General features: G+C 71.8%; 20 protein-coding genes. 3 read left to right on the plus strand and 17 right to left on the minus strand.

Going from position 1 to position 18,823, the window contains the following annotated elements; genetic code table 11:
• Window positions 1–227: 227 nt before the first annotated feature.
• The 15 genes from AB0G15_RS41630 to AB0G15_RS41700 form a co-directional block, all read right to left on the minus strand.
• The gene (locus AB0G15_RS41630; protein ID WP_362851061.1) at window positions 228–617 is read right to left on the minus strand and encodes a hypothetical protein; all 390 of its coding nucleotides are present in this window, start codon (window positions 615–617) and stop codon (window positions 228–230) included.
• Between the two features lie 28 nt (window positions 618–645).
• Entirely contained in the window at window positions 646–1,716 is a 1,071-nt protein-coding gene (hypE, locus tag AB0G15_RS41635; protein ID WP_362851062.1) for a hydrogenase expression/formation protein HypE, read from the minus strand.
• Between the two features lie 206 nt (window positions 1,717–1,922).
• Complete coding sequence (gene hypD, locus AB0G15_RS41640; RefSeq protein WP_362851063.1) at window positions 1,923–3,050, minus strand: hydrogenase formation protein HypD; 1,128 nt, start codon at window positions 3,048–3,050, stop codon at window positions 1,923–1,925.
• Between the two features lie 6 nt (window positions 3,051–3,056).
• A complete protein-coding gene (locus AB0G15_RS41645; protein WP_362851064.1) occupies window positions 3,057–3,308 on the minus strand; it encodes a HypC/HybG/HupF family hydrogenase formation chaperone in 252 nt (83 codons plus the stop codon).
• Window positions 3,283–3,675 carry a hydrogenase maturation nickel metallochaperone HypA gene (locus AB0G15_RS41650; RefSeq protein WP_362851065.1) on the minus strand — a complete coding sequence of 131 codons (393 nt, stop codon included), beginning with the start codon at window positions 3,673–3,675 and terminating at the stop codon, window positions 3,283–3,285. Before AB0G15_RS41650 ends, AB0G15_RS41645 begins: the two co-directional genes overlap by 26 nt.
• A gap of 335 nt (window positions 3,676–4,010) precedes the next feature.
• Window positions 4,011–4,514, minus strand: a complete 504-nt coding sequence (locus AB0G15_RS41655) for a hydrogenase maturation protease (protein ID WP_362851066.1) — start codon at window positions 4,512–4,514, stop codon at window positions 4,011–4,013.
• Entirely contained in the window at window positions 4,511–5,956 is a 1,446-nt protein-coding gene (locus AB0G15_RS41660; protein ID WP_362851067.1) for a hypothetical protein, read from the minus strand. Before AB0G15_RS41660 ends, AB0G15_RS41655 begins: the two co-directional genes overlap by 4 nt.
• Window positions 5,953–6,585: a DUF6084 family protein gene (locus AB0G15_RS41665; RefSeq protein ID WP_362851068.1), complete on the minus strand. Its 633-nt coding sequence runs from the start codon at window positions 6,583–6,585 to the stop codon at window positions 5,953–5,955. Before AB0G15_RS41665 ends, AB0G15_RS41660 begins: the two co-directional genes overlap by 4 nt.
• Complete coding sequence (locus tag AB0G15_RS41670) at window positions 6,578–7,252, minus strand: DUF5947 family protein (protein WP_362851069.1); 675 nt, start codon at window positions 7,250–7,252, stop codon at window positions 6,578–6,580. The genes AB0G15_RS41665 and AB0G15_RS41670 overlap by 8 nt, the downstream gene beginning before the upstream one ends.
• Window positions 7,249–7,938, minus strand: a complete 690-nt coding sequence (locus AB0G15_RS41675) for a NifU family protein (RefSeq protein ID WP_362851070.1) — start codon at window positions 7,936–7,938, stop codon at window positions 7,249–7,251. Before AB0G15_RS41675 ends, AB0G15_RS41670 begins: the two co-directional genes overlap by 4 nt.
• 39 nt (window positions 7,939–7,977) lie before the next feature.
• Window positions 7,978–9,759 (minus strand): nickel-dependent hydrogenase large subunit, encoded by a 1,782-nt coding sequence (locus AB0G15_RS41680; protein ID WP_362851071.1) that lies wholly within the window; start codon window positions 9,757–9,759, stop codon window positions 7,978–7,980.
• A gap of 1 nt (window position 9,760) precedes the next feature.
• Window positions 9,761–10,837 (minus strand): hydrogenase expression protein HypE, encoded by a 1,077-nt coding sequence (locus tag AB0G15_RS41685; RefSeq protein WP_362851072.1) that lies wholly within the window; start codon window positions 10,835–10,837, stop codon window positions 9,761–9,763.
• 73 nt (window positions 10,838–10,910) lie between these two features.
• A complete protein-coding gene (locus tag AB0G15_RS41690) occupies window positions 10,911–11,648 on the minus strand; it encodes an SIS domain-containing protein (RefSeq protein WP_362851073.1) in 738 nt (245 codons plus the stop codon).
• Window positions 11,635–11,889 carry a HypC/HybG/HupF family hydrogenase formation chaperone gene (locus AB0G15_RS41695; RefSeq protein WP_362851074.1) on the minus strand — a complete coding sequence of 85 codons (255 nt, stop codon included), beginning with the start codon at window positions 11,887–11,889 and terminating at the stop codon, window positions 11,635–11,637. The genes AB0G15_RS41690 and AB0G15_RS41695 overlap by 14 nt, the downstream gene beginning before the upstream one ends.
• The gene (locus AB0G15_RS41700) at window positions 11,886–12,644 is read right to left on the minus strand and encodes a hypothetical protein (RefSeq protein ID WP_362851075.1); all 759 of its coding nucleotides are present in this window, start codon (window positions 12,642–12,644) and stop codon (window positions 11,886–11,888) included. The genes AB0G15_RS41695 and AB0G15_RS41700 overlap by 4 nt, the downstream gene beginning before the upstream one ends.
• 296 nt (window positions 12,645–12,940) lie before the next feature.
• On the opposite strand from AB0G15_RS41700, the gene hypF reads away from it, so the two are divergent.
• Window positions 12,941–15,463, plus strand: coding sequence for a carbamoyltransferase HypF (hypF, locus tag AB0G15_RS41705; protein WP_362851076.1), 2,523 nt, complete (start codon window positions 12,941–12,943; stop codon window positions 15,461–15,463).
• A gap of 87 nt (window positions 15,464–15,550) precedes the next feature.
• On the opposite strand, the gene AB0G15_RS41710 is transcribed toward hypF, so the two are convergent.
• Window positions 15,551–16,153, minus strand: coding sequence for a response regulator transcription factor (locus AB0G15_RS41710; protein ID WP_362851077.1), 603 nt, complete (start codon window positions 16,151–16,153; stop codon window positions 15,551–15,553).
• A complete protein-coding gene (locus AB0G15_RS41715; protein ID WP_362851078.1) occupies window positions 16,150–17,529 on the minus strand; it encodes a histidine kinase in 1,380 nt (459 codons plus the stop codon). The genes AB0G15_RS41710 and AB0G15_RS41715 overlap by 4 nt, the downstream gene beginning before the upstream one ends.
• A gap of 169 nt (window positions 17,530–17,698) precedes the next feature.
• Between AB0G15_RS41715 and AB0G15_RS41720 the strand changes: the two genes are divergently transcribed.
• A complete protein-coding gene (locus AB0G15_RS41720) occupies window positions 17,699–18,112 on the plus strand; it encodes a hypothetical protein (RefSeq protein WP_362851079.1) in 414 nt (137 codons plus the stop codon).
• A complete protein-coding gene (locus AB0G15_RS41725) occupies window positions 18,105–18,707 on the plus strand; it encodes a hypothetical protein (RefSeq protein WP_362851080.1) in 603 nt (200 codons plus the stop codon). The genes AB0G15_RS41720 and AB0G15_RS41725 overlap by 8 nt, the downstream gene beginning before the upstream one ends.
• Window positions 18,708–18,823: the final 116 nt, after the last annotated feature.

The following is an 18,823-nucleotide window of genomic DNA, read 5'->3' on the forward strand; positions in this document are numbered from 1 at the left end:
TCAGCGGAAAGCGTCACCGGAGTCTTGGGCCGTCCCATCCGCGCCATGCAGCCCATTCTAGACTTAGCAGACGAACTTTAGACGCAGGACACTAGTGCGGTGACCGGGCGGTGTGTCCTGCTCGACGGTGGCGAGGCGACGGTCTTTCCGCGCTGGTGCGGTGATCGGGCGGTGGTTCTGCTCGGCGGTGACGAGGCGACGGTCTTTCCCGCGTGCGCGGCGACCGGTCACCCTGGGCGCCGGCCGGGTTTCCGCGGGCTGACGCCGGTGACGTCCTCGGGGTGGGAGACGCCGTAGGAGCGTCCCCGCTCGTCGGTGCCGACCTTCTCGCGGCCCCGTTCCTTCCTCCGGGAGGCGATCCTCTCGGCTCCTCGGTTCTCGCTGGTGCCGACGCCGAGGGGGGACCGGGCCTCGGTGTCGGTGGAGGGGACGCCCTCGCGCTCCGCGCCGGACACCACGCGGGGCGGTCCCTTGCCGTCCGGAGGGGGACCGAAGGCCAGGTCGCCCGACCGCACGACCTCCTCGCTCGCGTGGCCCACGTCACGCGAGTGGCCGTGCTTCGCCTTCTCGCCCTTGCCGCTCCGGCGCTTGTGCTTGGATTCGCGTTTGTCGTTCATGTCCAGCACCTCTGGATTCGTTCGGTGGTCAGCAGATTCTCGGCAGCGGGTCGCCGACCAGCAGGTCGACGATGCGGGTGCCGCCGAAGGCGGTCCTGAGCAGGACCAGTCCCGGCGGGTCGTCGTTGATCCGCCCGATGATCGCCGCCTCGGCGCCGAGCGGGTGGGAGCGGAGGGCGGCCAGCGCCGTGTCGGCGGAATCCCTGGCCACCACCGCGACCATCCGCCCCTCGCAGGCGACGTAGAGCGGGTCGATCCCCAGCAGCTCGCACGCTCCCCGTACGGCGGGACGGACCGGCACCGCGTCCTCGTCGAGGACGACGGCGACCCGCGAGGCCTCCGCTATCTCGTTGACGATCGTCGCCACCCCGCCCCGGGTCGCGTCGCGCAGGCAGCGCACCGTGCCGCCATCGCCGTCGCCGTCCGCACCGCCGCCGCAGGCGTCCAGCAGCACGTCGACGAGGGTGTTGAGCGCGGCGGTGTCGGAGCACAGCTCGGCCTCGATGTCGAGTTCCCCGCGGGCGAGCATGACGGTGATCCCGTGCTCGCCGATCGGCCCCGACACGATGACCGCGTCCCCCGGCCGTGCGGAGGCGGCGCTCAGCCGGACGGGCCGGTCGAGCGTCCCGATGCCGGAGGTGGTGATGTAACAGCCGTCCGCCTTGCCCCGCTCCACGACCTTGGTGTCGCCGGTGACGATCCACACGCCCGCCGCCCGTGCCGCCTCGGCCATCGAGGCGGTGACGCGCCGCAGGTCGGCGACGGGGAAGCCCTCTTCGAGGATGAATCCGGCCGAGAGGTAGCGGGGGCGGGCCCCGCACATGGCCAGGTCGTTGACGGTGCCGTTGACCGCGAGGTCGCCGATGTCGCCGCCCGGGAAGAACAGCGGCGTGACCACGAACGAGTCGGTGGTGAAGGCGAGCCCGTCGGCGACCGCGCCGTCCTCCAGAGGCGCCAGCATCGGGTTGCGGAACGACTCCAGGAACACCGCCTCGATCAGGGTGTGCGTGGCCTTGCCGCCCGCGCCGTGCGCCAGGGTGATGCGGTCCTCCCGCACGCGCGCCCCGCGCCGTCGCACCCGCTCGATCCGGTCCAGCACCTGCTGCTCCCGGTCGCGTGCGCTTTCCCTCGGGTCCGGTACCTGGTCATGATCGTGTGTACTCTCCTTCAGGTCCGGTACCCGGGCAAGGTCGTGTGTTTCCTGCCTCAGATCCGGTGCGTGTCGCCCCCCGCCGCGTGGTCCCGGTGGGTCCATCTCCCGCACGCCGTGCTCCCCGCCCTGTCCGGTGCCGTCTTCCCCGCCGTTCACCTCCGGGTCGCCTCCTTGACGCGCTCGCGCGAGAACCGGCCGAAGTCGTAGTACGCCGCGCAGGCGCCCTCGGAGGACACCATGCACGTGCCGATCGGCGTCTCCGGGGTGCACGCGGTGCCGAACACCTTGCACTCCCAGGGTTTGAGTACTCCTTTGAGCACCTCGCCGCACTGGCACGCCTTCGGGTCGGCCACCCGCCCGCCCGGAATCCGGAAGATCCGCTCGGCGTCGAAGGCGGCGTACCGCTCCGCGATCCTGAGCGCCGACTGCGAGATGAAGCCCAGCCCCCGCCATTCGAAGTACGGCCGTAGCTCCATCACCTGGCCGATGACGCTCAGGGCCCTGGGGTTGCCGTCCCACGGGACCACCCGGGAGTACTGGTTCTCCACCTCGGAACGGCCCTCGGACAGCTGTACGAGGATGCGGTAGACCGTGTGCAGCACGTCCAGCGGCTCGAAGCCGGCCACCACCATGGGCTTGCCGTAAGCGCGCGCGACGAACCCGTACGGCCGGCAGCCGATCACGGTGGAGACGTGGCCCGGCCCGATGAACCCGTCCAGGCGCAGGTCGGGAGAGTCCAGGATCGCCTTGATGGCAGGGATGATCGTCACGTGGTTGCAGAAGACCGAGAAGTTCTCGATCCCCTCGGCCTCGGCGCGCAGGACCGTCATCGCCGTCGAGGGCGCGGTGGTCTCGAACCCGATGGCCATGAAGACCACGTGCCTGCCGGGGTTCTTCCTGGCGATCTTCAGGGCGTCCAGCGGGGAGTACACCATCCGGATGTCGGCTCCCCGCGCCTTGGCGTCGAGGAACGAGCCGTTCCCGCCGGGCACCCGCATCATGTCGCCGAACGACGTCATGATCACGTCCGGCTGCTCGGCGATGTGGATGGCGTCGTCCACCCGCCCCATGGGAATGACGCAGACCGGGCAGCCGGGACCGTGGACCAGGGTGACGGCCTCGGGCAGGTAGTCCTCCAGGCCGTGCTTGTAGATCGTGTGGGTGTGCCCGCCGCACACCTCCATGAACTTGTAGTCACGGCCGGGCTCGCACAGCGCGGCGATCCGCGTGGCGAGCATCCGGGCCTTGCCGGCGTCGCGGTACTCGTCGACGAAACGCATCAGCCCTCACCCCTCTTCGATCATGGATTCTCGGAGGGCCGCGATCTCGTCCTCGTACGCCTGGCCGATGCTTTCGAGGAAGTCGAGCGCGGCCCTGGCCTCCCCCTCGTCGATCTTCGACATCGCGAACCCGACATGGATGAGGATCCAGTCGCCGGGCACGACGCTCTGGTCCTCGAGCAGGCCGATGTTGATCGCGCGCTTGACGCCGCAGACGTCGACCATGGCCAGGTCAGGACGGTCCGACAGGATTTCCACGATCTCGCCGGGAATTCCCAGGCACATGAGAGGCCTCCGCCATCTGGATGGATTCGAGGACGAGGCCGTCGCCGCCCTCGGTGTGGACATCGGTGTCGCCGCACCCCGCGCAGACGGCGAAGGGCTCGACGGAGGTGGACGTGCTCCCGCAGGAGCGGCAGGTCATCCGCACCGGGACGATGACCAGGTCCACGTGGGCGTCCTCGGCCACGGAACCTCCGGAGATCGAGGAGAACGCCTGGTTGATCCCCGCCTCGGTGACGCGGAGCAGGGCGCCCGCGTGGACTCGCGCCCGTCGTACCCGCCTGCCGTCCGCCCGCTTCTCCACGGCGGTGAGGATCGCCTCGGCGATCCCGAACTCGTGCATGGTCGTTTCCTCTCATTCTGACGCGGGCGTGCCCTGACCCTCCTGGTTTTGCCGTCAGGTCGGGACACGCTCCGGTGGTGTGTTCGAGTCGCCGCTGGACGGGCGGAGACGTTAAACGCCTGCGGAGCTGAGGTAAGACCTGGACTCGTCCAGGCTCCTGGCTGTGAAACAGGAACCCACCAAGATGTCGCGTGAGCGACATGGCAGGAATCTTCGGCGTTCACGCCGAGGAGGACGTCACATGTTCCGCATCCTCAGGTAGCGCTTGATGTCGGGGAGCGACTGGTAGACCAGTACGGCGACCCCCGCCAGCACCGCCCCGGCGAGCAGGCGTTTCAGCATGTCCGTTCCTCCTCGTGACCCACGGCGGCCACGGCCGTCGTGATCTGTTGTCCCGCGAGCTCGGTGACCAGGTCCGCCGCGACGCCGACGGCGTCCGCGACCGGCGGGCTGAGCTCCATGCCCGGCGAGGTGTCGGCGGGCTGGCAGCCGACGAGCAGGACGCGACCGGCCCCGCCGCCGAGCGTTCCCACCAGCGAGAGCACGCTCTCGGGTGTCATCGAGTGCGCGTCGACGAAGGATCCCGGCGTGCCGCCCGCCGACGGTTCGAGGACGTACAGGGTGCCGGGCGGGCCGTCGCGGGAGACCGCGTCGACCAGGATCGTGGTGTCGTACCGTCCGCCGGTCAGCTCGTACGCCAGGTGGACGCCCCGGATGCCGAAGTCCCTCACCTCGACCCCGCCGGGCAGGTCGGCGCCGGCCAGGTGCCTGATCACCGCGACCCCGAAGCCGTCGTCGCCGAGGAAGACGTTTCCCACCCCGGCCACCAGGATCCTCACGCGCCCACCTCCCCGTCGGCGGCGGAACCGCCCGCCGGTGAGCCGTCCGTGAGCGGCTCGACCTCGTCGGGGGCGAAGTAGAGGAAGCGGCCGTGCGACCGGCGCAGGTCGGCACCCGGGTCGTCGTCGAGGGTGACGGCCAGGTGGTGGGAGCCGTCGAGGTCGAGGAGCACGGCCTCGACGTGGGCGGTCCTGCCGGCCAGGAACATGTCGTGGGCGTCGGCGCGCCGCCGGCCGGGCACCAGCCTGACCCTGCTGCCCCGGGAGACGGTCACCCCGGCGACCGTCACGCTGCCGGTCTCCGGGGAGACCGCCGCGTCACCCGCCGGATCCCACCAGGGAACGGGTGCGTCCTGGTGGCTCGGGGAGTCTCCGGTCTCCGGGGTCGCGGGGGGCTGCCGGTCGGTGCGGCCGGTGCGGTCAGTGGCCGCCTCCACCGAGCGGATCGCGCCGTGGAGCCGTTCCAGCAGTTCGGGCGGCATGGTGCCGACCATGTCGATGAGCTCGGTCACCCGGGGATCGGTCTCCCTGGCCTCCAGGGTCTCCTCGTCGGTGAGGGTGAGCGTGCGCAGGTGGAGCATCTCGTCGATCTCCGTGGAGTCGAACAGGGGGCCGGGGCTCTCCGGCGCGATGTCCGGGTGGTCGTAGAGGATGATCGGCGAGGAGAGCACGACGTCCCGGTGGCCGGGCTCGCCCACGAGTACCGGCCAGGTGTGCTCGTTGCGGCAGGTCTCCACGGCGGGCCGCGCCCATTCCGGCGGGTCGAGCAGCGAGACGAACGCCCCGGCGGTCACCGCGATGAGCAGGTGCGCCGAGACCAGCGAGTGCCGCAGCGCCTGCTCGCGCGGCGCGCCCAGCGGCTGCCAGTCGTCGGTGTTCTCCACCCGGGCACGCAGCTTGACCAGGTCGTACGGTCCGGGCACCAGCTCGGCGGAGACCCTGAGCGCGGCGTGCAGCGGCAGGTGCTCGGAGACGAGACGCCCTATCACCTCTCCGGAGGGCGCCACGATCGGCTCGACCACGCGGTCTCCGGGAACGCGCACCTCGATCACCCGCTCGGGGGCGTCGAGCAGGCCGGCGATGGGGAGGGTCACCTCCGCCTCCCGCTCGGTCGCCTCGTCGAAGGTGAGATAGGTCCGGTGGCCGTTCCGCAGCTGCTGGACCGGCCAGTAGCCGTCGTCCTCGGCGCGCTCGACGCCGCGCGTCCTGACGTGCAGGAAGCGCAGGTTCAGGTGCGCCACGGCGTACGCGGCCCCTTCGAGGAGGCATTCGGTCACGCTGGCCGGATGCTCGGCGGTCGCGGTGAACCCCGGCGGGACGAGCACCCCGAACTGCCAGCGCACCTGGTTCTTGGTCGCCGAGGCGCGGTAGGGGTAGAGAAGGTAACCCTCGTACAGCACCGCGTCCGCCACCCGGCGCGCGATGTCCATCGGAACGCTCATCGCCGCGTCTCCTTGAGCAGTAGTTCCAGGGTCTCGTCCCAGGTCGCCAGGGCGCGCCCGGACTTGAACCTGCTGAGTTCCCGCAGCGTGTCGCGGTGGAGCCGCAGCCAGCCCGAGTTCGGGAAGTAGTGGTCCATCAGCTCCCGCCACACCGCCACCGGCGGCCGGCAGCGGGCCTCGCGGTGCCACGGCACCTGGCTCACCGAGAAGCCGTCCCGCGCCCTGGCGAACACCGTGCCGCTGAAGAGCAGGACCATCGGGATCTCGCCGTCGTCCAGGGCGGCGAAATACCTGCCCGCCGACACCTCCAGGTCGTAACCGCACGGCACCGGTACGTCGATCTCGGTGCTTCCGGTGAACGCCGGGACCATGACGGAGACATCGGCGAACCGCAGGGGTCGCAGCGTGTCGCCCCATCGGGCCGGGTCCCCGAACAGGTCACCGAGCAGTTCCGCCTCGGTGTCGCCGTAGCGCCGCAGATGGGGCTCGACCCGGATCTGGCAGCGCAGCGCGATGGTGTGCACCCCGCCGGGGGAGGGGTCGGTGACGCGCAGCCGGAAGACCAGCGTCGGGAAGGCCGCGTACGCCTCCGCCCGCACGTCCAGGCAGTCGAACGTGAGCTCATCCACCGTCATCACCGTCATCACTGCCGTCACCGCCGGAGGCGGGCGGTACGGTGTGGCTGCGCTCGCGCAGGCCGGCGAGGAAACCCTCGACGGCCTCCCGCGCCTCCTGGCCGCCGTCGAAGCCCTTCCAGCGCGTCCGCACCAGGCCGACCAGCTCGTAGCAGGCGTCGATCGGCACCAGGTGGCAGGCGAAGCCGCCGTCGGGGCGGCGGTCCACCAGGAGCGCCTCCACGTCGGGCTGGACGTCGGCCATCGCCGGGTTGGCCGCCAGGACGCGCTCCCACGTCTCCAGGGGCAGCAGCGACTCGGTGGCCCCGGCCGGGCTCGGGTAGAACGCCACGGTCCGGTCCATCGTGGAGTTGCGGAAGAAGAAGGCCGTGCGGACCGGGATCTGCATCTCGTCCCAGTCGGCCGCGCCCAGCAGGAACCGCGGGGCGTGCAGGTAGCGTCGCGGGACGGCCCGGTAGCGTGCCCGGCCGGTCGTGTCGCGGGTGAACAGCAGGTGGCAGGCCCGGCAGGCGCACAGCAGTCCTCGCCTCTCGACGTTCACGACGTGGCCGTGGTCCTCGCCCGCGGGTGCCGCGCACAGCTCGCAGAGGGTCACCGGCGGCCCGCCGGACCGGCCCGTCCGAGGCGGCTCGCGGAACCTGCGCAGCCCGGTGGCCGTCACGGCGCCGCCTCCGAGACCGGCACCGGCACCGGTTCGGGGACGGCCTCCGGCCCCCGCCTCACGGCCTCCGGTCCCCGACTCGACGCCGATGCCGACGCCGACGCCGGTTCCGGTTCCGGTTCGGAGATCGGCGTCGGCTCGGGTACCGGGCACGGGCCGGGCGGGCGGCGCTGGATCTGGAGCACTCCCGGCCGGTCGCCGCTCACGCCCTCGACCTCCACCCGCGACACCTCGGGCGCCGCCCGGGCGATGGCCCGTTCGATGGCGTCGGTCACGGTGAGCCGCGAGGACGGGCAGCCGTGGCAGGTTCCCTCCAGGCGGAGCCGCACGATCCCGTCCTCGTCCACGCCGAGCAGTTCCACGCCGCCCTCGTGCGACCCCAGGTAGGGGCGTACGGTGTCCAGCGCGTCGCGGACGCGTTCGGCCGTGCTCAGCGGGTGCAGGTCGTGCAGGACCAGCAGCCCGGCCACGAGCGGGTCGCCGACCATGCGGCCCAGCACCTCGGCGGCCCCGGCCTCGGTGACGATCTCGACGACGCGTTCCAGGCCGGCGCCGTACAGCTCGACGAGGGCCCGTACGAGATCCTCGGCCTTGGCGCGCGTCACGGCGTCGCTCAGCGCGCCGAGGTCGGCGATCAGCGCCTCGACGCGATCGCCCGTCGCCCGGACGTCATGGGCTTGCGGCATCTGCCCGGGCCCCCTTTCCGGTGCCGGGAAACGGTCGGCTCACGTGGCGTCGAAGGCGTGGGGGGTGTGCACCCGGCGAAGCTCCTCGCCGCCGCCGAGGTACATGTGCACCCCGCACGGCAGGCACGGATCGAAGCTCCGCACGGTGCGCATGATGTCGATGCCCTTGAAGTCCGCGGGCGGGTTCTCCTCGAAGATCGGCGTGTTCTGCACCGCGTCCTCGTACGGTCCCGGCGTGCCGTGCACGTCGCGGACGCTGGCGTTCCAGGGCGTCGGCGGGTACGGGTGGTAGTTGGCGATCTTCCCGTTCCTGATCACCATGTGGTGGGAGAGCACGCCCCGCACGGCCTCGGTGAAGCCGCAGCTGATCGCCTCGTCGGGAACCGTGAACGGCTCCCAGGTCCGGGTGCGGCCCGCCCGCACCTCGGCCAGGCCCTGCTCGACGAAGTAGAGCGCGCACGCCGCCGCGTAGGCCTGGAAGTAGGTGCGGGCCCGGTTGCGCTCCAGGGCGTTGGACAGCGGCTGCCCCCTGAACTCGGGGATCTTCCACTCGAACGTCTTCTCCGGTCTCAGCGCCGTCTTCGGCAGGTTGATCTGCACGCTGTGGCCGGTGGACCTGACGTAGCCGATGTCGACCTTGCCCGACAGCGCCGTCGACCAGAGCCTGGCGATGGGCCCGCCGCCGGTGTCGAGCGCCAGCGCGTCCTCCCCGTCGAACCAGCGGGGGGACATGACCCAGCTGTACTTGTCGCTGAAGTCGCGTTTCTGGGGGTGCGGGATGGTGTGCTGGTTCCACGGGTGCCGGATGTCGACCGGGTTGCCCAGCGGGTCGTGGGTGACGAACGGCTCCTGGCCCTCCCAGTCGTCGTAGTAGGAGCTGCCCAGCAGGATCCGGATGCCGAGATTGATGTCGACCAGGTCGTTGGTGATCAACTTGCCGTCGACGATCACCCCCGGGGTGACGTACATCTCGCGACCCCAGTGGCTCATGTTCCGGTAGGTGAAGTCGCAGTGCTCGGGGTTCTGGAAGCTTCCCCAGCAGCCGAGCAGCACCCGCCTGCGGCCGACCTCCTCGTAGCCGGGCAGCGCCTGGTAGAAGAAGTCGAACAGGTCGTCGTGCATGGGCACGACCCGCTTCATGAACTCCACGTAGCGCATCAGCCGGGTCAGGTAGTCGGTGAACAGCTGCACCGTCGCGACCGTGCCCACCCCGCCCGGGTAGAGCGTCGAGGGGTGGACGTGCCTGCCCTCCATGAGGCAGAACATCTCGCGGGTGAGGCGGCTCACCGCCAGCGCCTCGCGGTAGAACTCGCCCTCCAGCGGGTTCAGCGAGCGCATGATGTCGGCGATGGTCTTGTAGCCGTGGTCGCCCGCGTGCGGCGCCTCGGTGCGCTCGGCCATCGCCAGCACCCCGGGGTTGGTCTCGCGGACCATCTTCTCGCAGTAGTCGACCCCCACCAGGTTCTCCTGGTAGAGGTTGTGGTCGAACATGTACTCGGCGGCCTCGCCGAGGTTGAGGATCCACTCGCCCAGGGCCGGGGGCCGCACCCCGTACGCCATGTTCTGCGCGTAGACCGAGCAGGTCGCGTGGTTGTCGCCGCAGATCCCGCAGATGCGGCTGGTGATGAAGTGGGCGTCGCGCGGGTCCTTGCCCTTCATGAAGATGCTGTAGCCGCGGAAGATCGACGAGGTGCTGTGACACTCGGCGACCCGCCGGTTCCTGAAATCGATCTTGCAGTAGATGCCGAGACTCCCGACGATCCTGGTGATGGGGTCCCAGGCCATCTCCACGAGGTCGGGGTTCTGCTCCGATGTCGTCATGTCAGCTCCAGGGCGCCTTGTAGCCGGTCAGCAGCTCGCGCCCCTTGTGGCGCCACTTCGGTTCCTTGTCGACGGTCCGCAGGGTGATGCCGCGCAGCGCGCGGACGACGGTCCCGTACGCGCCGCTCACCGCCGAGGAGACGTGGGCGCCGGGTGGCTCGTCCATGAACGGCATGAACTTGTCGGGAAAGCCCGGCATCGTGCAGGCGATGCAGATGCCCCCGACGTTCGGGCAGCCGCCGATCCCGTTCATCCAGCCGCGCTTGGGGACGTTGCACCGGACGACCGGCCCCCAGCAGCCGATCTTGACCAGGCACTTCGGCGAGCCGTACTCGGTGGCGAACTGGCCCTGCTCGTAGTAGCCCGCCCGGTCGCACCCCTCGTGCACGGTCTGGGTGAACAGCCACGTCGGGCGCAACTCCTCGTCCAGCGGAATCATCGGAGCCTGCCCGGCGACCTGGTAGAGCAGGTAGAGGAGCGTCTCGGAGAGGTTGTCCGGCTGCACCGGGCAGCCCGGCACGTTGACGATCGGCAGCCCCGCCTTGGACTTCCAGTCCCAGCCCAGATAGTCGGCCACGCCCATGGCCCCGGTCGGGTTCCCCGCCATGGCGTGGATGCCGCCGTACGCCGAGCAGGTGCCCGCGCACACGATCGCGGTCGCCTTGGGGGCGAGCAGGTCCAGCCACTCGCTGGTCGTCATGGGCTGGCCGGTCTCGGGGTTGTTGCCGAACCCGGACCAGTAGCCCTCCTGCTTGAGTGCCTCGTTCGGGATCGAGCCCTCGACGACCAGCACGAACGGGTCCAGCTCGCCACGCTTGGCCTTGAAGAACCATTCGATGAAGACGTCCGTGCCCTGCATCGGCCCGGACTCGAAGTCGATCAGCGGCCAGTGCACGGCCACCTTGGGAAGCCCGGGAAGCGCGCCGAGCACGATGTCCTCGATGCTCGGCTGGGTCGCCGCGGTGAGCGCGACGGAGTCGCCGTCGCAGCTCAGTCCGGCGTTGATCCACAGTATGTGGACGACGGGTTCCTCCCGCTCCTGAGGGCTGCTGCTCGCTGCGTCCGTCGGCGCTGTCATGACGCCTCCCACTCCTGGTGGATGTCTGCGGAACGTGAAGGGGGAGGACCTGCGCGGGTGGACGGGCTCTGCCTCACCCGGGACTGTGCGCCCGCGGTGTCGGCGCCGGTCCGAGCGCGTGCCAGGTGAGTTCCCGGAGGACGTGGTAGAGGGTGGTCTGCGCCTCCTGGATCCGGTGCACCGAGGAGGAGGGGACGACGAACAGGTGGTGCAGGACGCCCCGCTCGGACAGCTCGGCCAGCCTGCCGCCCCCGCCGCCGGCCAGCCCGACGGTGAGCATGCCCCGGCCGGCCGCCTCCTCGAACGCCCGGACGACGTTGGCCGACCCGCCGCTCGTGGACAGGCCGACGGCGATGTCCCCCGGACGGCCCAGCGCAGCGAGCTGCCTGGCGAAGACCACCTCGAAGCCGACGTCGTTGGAGAGCGCGGTGACCACGGCGACGTCGCCGGTCAGGCAGAGGGCGGGCAGGACCGGGCCGTCGCAGGGCTGCAGGAAGGCGGTGGCGACCTCCTGGGCGTCGGTGCTGCTCCCGCCGTTGCCGAAGCTGAACAGCCGCCCGCCCGCGGCGAACCGCGCGGCCATCTCCTCGGCGCACGCCGCCAGTTCCGCCGCCGACTCGGCAGCCATCCGCTCGCGCAGCCGTACGATCTCGCCGGTCTTCTCCGCGGCCGACCGCATGGCCTCCGCTTCCACCTCCGCTGTTCCGAGACCGGTCCGGCCGGTGCGCCCGTCGTGGTCGTGATCGCTGTCGTACAGGAAGGGGTAGAGGCCGCGGATGGTCTCCGCGGGTGTTTCGTCACGCCTGCTCATCGTCGTCCTTCCCGCCGCCGCCGGTGCCTCCGCGCGCGATCACGGCGATGGCCTCCCCGGCGTGGACGAGCACGGTGTCGCCCACCACCGGGTCGACCAGCGCCACGCTCACCTCTTCGAGGACCCCGCCCGCGTCGACGATCGCCAGCTCTCCCTCCAGCAGCCTGACCACGTTCATCGGCAGCGCCTGGTCGGAGCAGGTGACGCAGACACCGGCGGTGCAGTCCTCGGGCCCGTTCACCGGTCCGCCCCCCGCTCTGGCGGGCCGAGCCGGTCGAGGAAGACGTGGACCAGCTCCCACAGCAGGTGGTAGGCGGTGACGTGAACCTCCTTGACCACGGCGGGGTCGTCGGACGCGGCGACCAGGACGTGGTCGGCCGGGAGGTGGCCGGTCATGGTGTGATCGGTCATGGTGTGGCCGGTCATGGTGTGGCCGGTCGGAGAGCGGCCGGTCAAGGTGTGATCGGTCATGGTGTGGCCGGTCATGGCGCGGTCGGCCGGGAGGTCGTCGATCGCCGCACCATCCGCGATGCCGTCCCCGTCCCCGCGGCCTCCGCCGCCGGTCAGGGCGATGGTCAGCAGGCCCAGTTCCCCGGCGGTCTCCAGCCCTCGCAGGACGCTCGGGCACCGGCCGTCACGGGAGATCCCCAGGGCCGTGTCGGCGGCGTCCGCCCAGTGGCGCACCTGGTGGGCGAAGACCTCGGCGCCACTTCCACGGTCCCCGCCGTTCCGGGAGTTCCCGCTCCTCTGGGAGCCCTCGTCGTTCCCGGCGCCGTCCCCGTTCCTTCTGCCCGCCTCGTCGTCCGCCCGGCCGGCCGCCGGGGCGCCGTTGCTCAGCGCCACCGCCGGGAGCGCCCTCTTGCCCACGATGACCGGGTGCATGAACTCGACCGCGATGTGCGCGGCGTCCGTGCCCGTGCCACCGAACACGATCAGCTTGCCGCCGAGGCGGAATCCGGCGGCCATGGCCCGGGCGGCACACGCGATGCGTTCCACGTCACCCGCCAGGGCGTGCCCGGCGCGGCCCCGCCGTGCGAAGGCCGCGATGACCGCCGCCTCCGTGACCGGTATGACGGCCGATGTCGAAAGAGGTGTTGTTTGCGTACTCGGTGTGCCAGGCATGTCGACGCTCCGTATTTTTCACGGTAGTCGCCACATTACGATTGGCCCTTTCAGGCCCGACACCCTCGGCTCGACAACCAACGGCAAAGCTCTGATCATCGACGTAACCTTCCCGTCCAGATCATGCGAGCCCCCGAGGTGTTCCCGCCGGTCGCGGGAAGGATGGCGGGATGGGCACGGGACGCGCACGGGCACGGATCCGGGTCAGGATCAGGGTCGAGGGAATCGTGCAGGGGGTGGGATTCCGCCCCCACGTCCACTCCCTGGCGCGGCGCCTGGGGCTGTCCGGGTGGGTGGGCAACGACGACCGGGGCGTGTTCATCGAGGCCGAGGGGGAGCCCGGCGACGTCGCGCGCTTCCGGGAGGACCTGCGGGATCAGGCCCCGCCGCTGGCGGCGATCCACCGCGTGACGGCCACCGCGATACCGGTGCGCGGGGACCGGGGATTCCGTATCGCGGCCAGCCGAGGGGGGACCCGGCGCGTCGCCCTTGTCTCACCCGATGTCGCGACATGCGATGACTGCCTGGCCGAACTGTTCGACCCCGCCGACCGGCGTCACCGCCACCCCTTCGTCAACTGCACCAACTGCGGGCCGAGGTTCACCATCACCCGGGACGTCCCCTACGACCGGCCCGCCACCACGATGGCCGGGTTCGCCATGTGCGGGGAGTGCGAGAGGGAGTATCTCGACCCGTCGGACCGCAGGTTCCACGCCCAGCCGATCTGCTGCCCGGCCTGCGGCCCGGTCCTTCGCCTTCTCGACGGGGGCCTTCTCAGCGGCGGTCTTCCCGACGGCAGCCTTCTCGACGCCGGATTTCTCGGCGGCGGCCTTCGCGGCGAGGGCTCGCCTGCTCGCGGGCCGGACGCCGGTCGTCCCTGCGCCGCCCCGGACCCCCGGGACCGGGGCGGCGACGGCTCGCACGCCCACGCCCCGGATCCTCGCGACCGGGAGGGCGGCGGCTCGCACCCCGGTCGTCCCGGTGCCGGTCCGGGCGGCGGTGCCGATCCGATCGCGGCAGCGGTGGAGGTGCTGCGAGCGGGCGGCGTCCTGGCCGTCAAGGGGCTCGGCGGGTATCACCTGGCGGTCGACGCCACCGACGAGGAGGCCACCCGGACCCTCCGCTCCCGCAAGCACCGCGAGGACAGGCCGTTCGCGGTCATGGTCCCCGACCTGCGTACCGCGCGGGCGCTGTGCGAGCTGGACGCCGAGGGCGAGCGGCTGCTCACCGGCCCTCGGCGCCCGATCGTGCTGCTGCCCCGCCGCCCCGGAGCCGCGGTGGCCGGAGCCGTCGCGCCGGGCGACCGCCGCCTCGGCCTCATGCTGCCGTACACGCCGATCCACCACCTGCTCGCCGCCGGACTCGCCCGCCCGTACGTGCTCACCAGCGGAAACCTCTCCGACGAGCCCATCGCCCACCGCGACGGCGACGCGTTCGCCCGGCTCGCCGGGGTCGCGGACGCCTTCCTGACCCACGACCGGCCGATCCACGTCCGGGCCGACGACTCCGTGCTCCTCGCCGCGCGGGGGAGGACGGTGCCGCTACGCAGATCCCGGGGGTACGCCCCGGAGCCCCTGCGGCTCTCACCGCCCGCCCGGCGGGCCGTGCTCGCCTGCGGTGCCGAGCTGAAGAGCACGTTCTGCCTCGCGAGGCAGGGGCAGGCATTCCTCTCCCACCACATCGGCGACCTGGAGAACTACGAGACGCTGCGCTCCTTCACCGAGGGGATCGAGCACCTCCGGCGCCTCCTCGGCATCACCCCGGGGCTGGTCGCCCACGACCTCCACCCCGAATACCTGTCCACCAAGTACGCCCTCGACCTGGAGGTGCCCGGATCGGTTGACCTGACCGGGGTTCAGCACCACCACGCGCACGTCGCCTCCTGCCTGGCCGACAACCGGGAGACCGGCCCGGTCATCGGGGTGGCCTTCGACGGCCTCGGCTACGGCACCGACGGCACCATCTGGGGCGGCGAGTTCCTGGTGGCCGACCTGGCGGGCTTCACCCGCGCCGGGTGCCTGGCCCAGGTGCCGATGCCCGGCGGCACCGCGGCGATCAGGCAGCCCTGGCGGATGGCGGCCGCGCACCTGTACGCGGCGTACGGTGACACGCTTCCCGGGAACCTGCCGGTCAGGGCCCGTCACGGCTCGCGCTGGGACGAGGTGGTCGCGGTGGCCGGGGCCGGGACGAACTCCCCCCTCACCTCCAGCGCCGGGCGCCTGTTCGACGCGGTGGCGGCGATCCTCGGACTCCGCGACACCGCCACGTACGAGGGGCAGGCCGCGATCGCCCTGGAACAGTGCGCCGACCCCGCGGAGAAGGGCGCCTATCCGGCCAGGGCCGTCGACGAGGGGGCACTCGTGACGATCCAGGTCGCGGACCTCGTCCGGGCGGTCGTCGAGGACACGCGCGCCGGGGCGGTTCCGGCGCTCGTCTCGGCCCGCTTCCACAACGGGCTCGCCGCCGCCACCGCCCGGGTGTGCGCACGGCTCCGCGACGACACCGGCCTCGGCACGGTCGCCCTGTCGGGCGGGGTCTTCCAGAACCGGCTGCTGCTGGAGGGCCTCGTCGCGGCCCTCGGGCTCCGCGGCTTCCGGGTCCTGACCCACCGCGCCGTCCCCCCGAACGACGGCGGCGTCAGCTACGGCCAGGCCGCCGTGGCCGCCGCCCGCGACACCCTCGGCCTCGTCTAGGGCGGTGCCGTCACGACGAGGACGTGGTGGCCGGGGGACGCCGATCGCGCGGGTCGTGGCCGGCCGTCACGATCTGCCCGATGCCGGTCAGATCCAGCCCTCCTCCCAGGCGCGGTGCGCGGCGGCGTGGCGGGAGCCGGCGCCGAGCTTGGCCATGGCCGCGGAAAGGTAGTTCCGTACCGTGCCGGGGGCGAGGTGGACCTGTGCCGCGATCTCGTTGATCGAGGCGCCCGTCCGGGACGCCCGCAGCACCTCCAGCTCCCGTTCGGACAGCGGGCAGTCGTCCTCCGACAGGGCGGAGGCGGCGATGTCCGGGTCCACGTAGCGCCGGCCTGCGGCGACGTCACGGATGATCTCGGCCAGCCGGGTGGCGGGCGTGGTCTTGGGCACGAACCCGCTCACCCCCGCGGCCAGGGCGCGGCGCAGCACGCCGGGCCGGGCGTGCCGGGTGACGAGGACGATCCGGGTGGGCAGCTCGGCGCGAATCGCCTGCGCGGCGCGCAGCCCGTCGGCGGGCGGCATCTCCAGATCGAGTACGGCGATGTCCGGCCGCCGCTCGCGTGCCAGGCGCACCGCGTCCGTGGTGGTGGCCGCCTCGGCGACGACGTCCAGGTCGTCCTCCAGCGCGAGCAGTGCCGCCAGGGCTCCCCTGATGAGGTCCTCGTCGTCGGCGATCAGCAACCGGATCACCGCGCGCCCGCCTCGGCCGGGTACGCGCGCGCATCGGCGGGCAGCGAGGCCACCACCTCGAACCGGTCACCGTCGCGTCGCCAGCCCAGCGTGCCGCCGGCCCGCTCCAGCCGCTCGGCCAGGGAACGCAGCCCGGTGCCGACACCCGTCACCGTCCCGGGCCGCTCGGCGCCGCCACCGCCCTCCAGCCGGGCACTGTCATTCGCCGAGCCCCCGTCATCGGCTCCTTGGGGAGCGCCGTCACCTGCCGCGTTCCCGCCATCGCCCTCCAGCCGGGCATGACCGCCCTCGACGCCGTCGTTGCCGACCCGGAGCCGGGCACGGCCGTCCTCGACGTCGTAGGCGATGTACGCCCGGCGGGCCCGGCTGTGGCGCAGCACGTTGGTGGTGGCCTCGCGCATCACCAGGCCGAGGACGTGGCGGGCGGGCTCCGGCAGCGTGTCCGCCCCGGTGGCCCGGCCCTGCTCCACGGCCGTGTCGATGCCGGCGGCGGCCAGCACCTTCGCGGCGTTGGCGATCTCGTCCTCCAGGGTCGTGCGCCGGTATCCCTGCACCACGGCACGCGTGTCGCGGAGCGCGTCGGCCGCCAGCCGCCGCACCTCCCGCATCTCCGCGGCGGCCCGGACGGGGGCGGTCTCGGCGAGCCTCTCGGCCAGCTCGCTCTTCAGCGCGATCACCTGCAGGTGGTGTCCCTGGATGTCGTGCAGGTCCGCGGCGAACCGCAGCCGCTCGTCCTTGACCGCCACCTCGGCGGCCAGGCGCCCCGCCTGGTCCAGCCGGTCGGCGATGTCCCAGGCCCACAGCATGCCCAGCGCCATCCAGGCGACGGAGGCGACCATGCCGGCCGGGAAGGCCCCCGCGAGGAGCCACTCGCCGTTCCCTGAGGCGAGAGCCACGGATCCGCCGAGCATCGCCGCGACGACCACCGCACCGGCGATGAGGGTACGCCGGTGCGCCGGCCGCAGGAACATCGCGGTGATCGACACCATCACCGCCGGGGCCACCGCCCACAGCCCGTCGTCGCGCAGGGCGAGCGGGACCGCGCCCAGCACGGCCGCCGCCAGGCCCCCCGCCACCAACCAGCCCACCGACGGCCCGCCGGCCCCCTCGCGCGCACCCGAGGCGCCGCCGGCCAGGCCCCGCGCCTCGCCCGGTAGGCGCGGCAGCCGGCGGCCGAACAGCACGATGACGGCCACGACCAGCACGGTCAGGGCCAGGCCGGTGACGCCCCTGACCCAGGGAGCCACGCCCTCGTCCATGGCCCAGGCCCTGACGAAGAGCACCAGGGAGACCGTGATGCTCCCGGTGAGGCTCCACCACGTGTAGCGGCGGAAACCACTCAGTCCCGTCCCGCGCTCGCTCGGCCTGTCACGCACGCGGTCATTGTCCCCCGCGCCATAGGGGGTATGGAGCGCCCCAATGACAAATGTCACGAGATTTCGTGACATGACCATGCGGGGACCTGCCATTTCGGCACTACTGCCGGCTTCCGCCCTCCCACAGTCTGGTGTCGCATACCCCAACCCCGTACCCCGGAGGAGCGACATGACAGCGAGAACCGCCCACACCCACGGCTGGTGGCCCTTCTTCCGTCACTACCTGGAGATGCTCGCGGCGATGGTCGTCGGCATGGCGGTGCTCGGCGCCGCCGTGCGCGCCGGCCTGGCGCTCGCGGGCCTGGAGTTCCCGGCGAGACCCGAGGTGGCCGCCCTGGAGATGGCCGTCGACATGTCCGTCGGGATGATCGCCTGGATGCGCTACCGGGGCCACGGCTGGGCCGCGACGCTGGAGATGGCCGGGTCCATGATCGTCTCCGCCCTCGCGCTGTTCCCGCTGCTGTGGGCGGGCGTGATCTCGGGCGACGCGCTTCTCCTGCTGGAGCACGTCGTGATGCTCCCGCTCATGCTCCTGGTGATGCTCCGCCGCCGCGACGAGTACGGAGGTCCCTCCCGTGTCTGACATCACGACGAGGTCTGACATCACGACGGGATCTGACATCACGACGGGCCGTTCCCGCTGGAAGGCCGTGCTGCGGCGCTGGCCGATCGCCCTCGCCGTCGGGGTGTCGGCGGCGGGGCTGGCCGCGGGCTCCTCGGCAGGAGAGATCACCTCGCTCGCCGAGGTCCTCCTGCTGCTGCCCCTGCTCTACCTCATGGCGGCCAGGATCCGGCGGCCGGAGGCGTCGTGGCCGCTGCTCCTCGCCCTCGTCGTCCTCTACGTGGTCCTGCGGGCACTGGACGTGGTCGCCGTACCGGCCGTGTTCACCGCCCTGGCGCTGGCCGTCATGGTGTGGGGTGCCGTCGCCGGTGACCTGCGCCGCTCGGGCGCGTTCCGGGCGCAGGCCCTGGGGATGATCGGATTCGGGGCGCTGGCGCTGGTCGCGCTGGTGGCGGAGCCCGATCTGGGCCGCTATCTGGTGGCGGCGGGATGGTTCCTGCACGGCTTCTGGGACTTCGTCCATTTCAGGAGGAACGCGGTCGTGTCGCGCTCGTACGCGGAGTGGTGCGGCGTCTTCGACATCCTCCTCGCCGCGCAGCTCGTGTTCCTCGCATGAGTGGCGTGGGGGGGGGGCGGCCCCGCCCCCCCCCCCACGGCCGCGAACTCCGCGTCCATAGCCAATAAAACAAAGTTGAAAAAAAAGATAAAAAAAAAAAAAAAAAAAAAAAACAC

The sequence above is a fragment of the Streptosporangium sp. NPDC023825 genome (assembly GCF_040639575.1).
Classification (GTDB): domain Bacteria; phylum Actinomycetota; class Actinomycetes; order Streptosporangiales; family Streptosporangiaceae; genus Streptosporangium.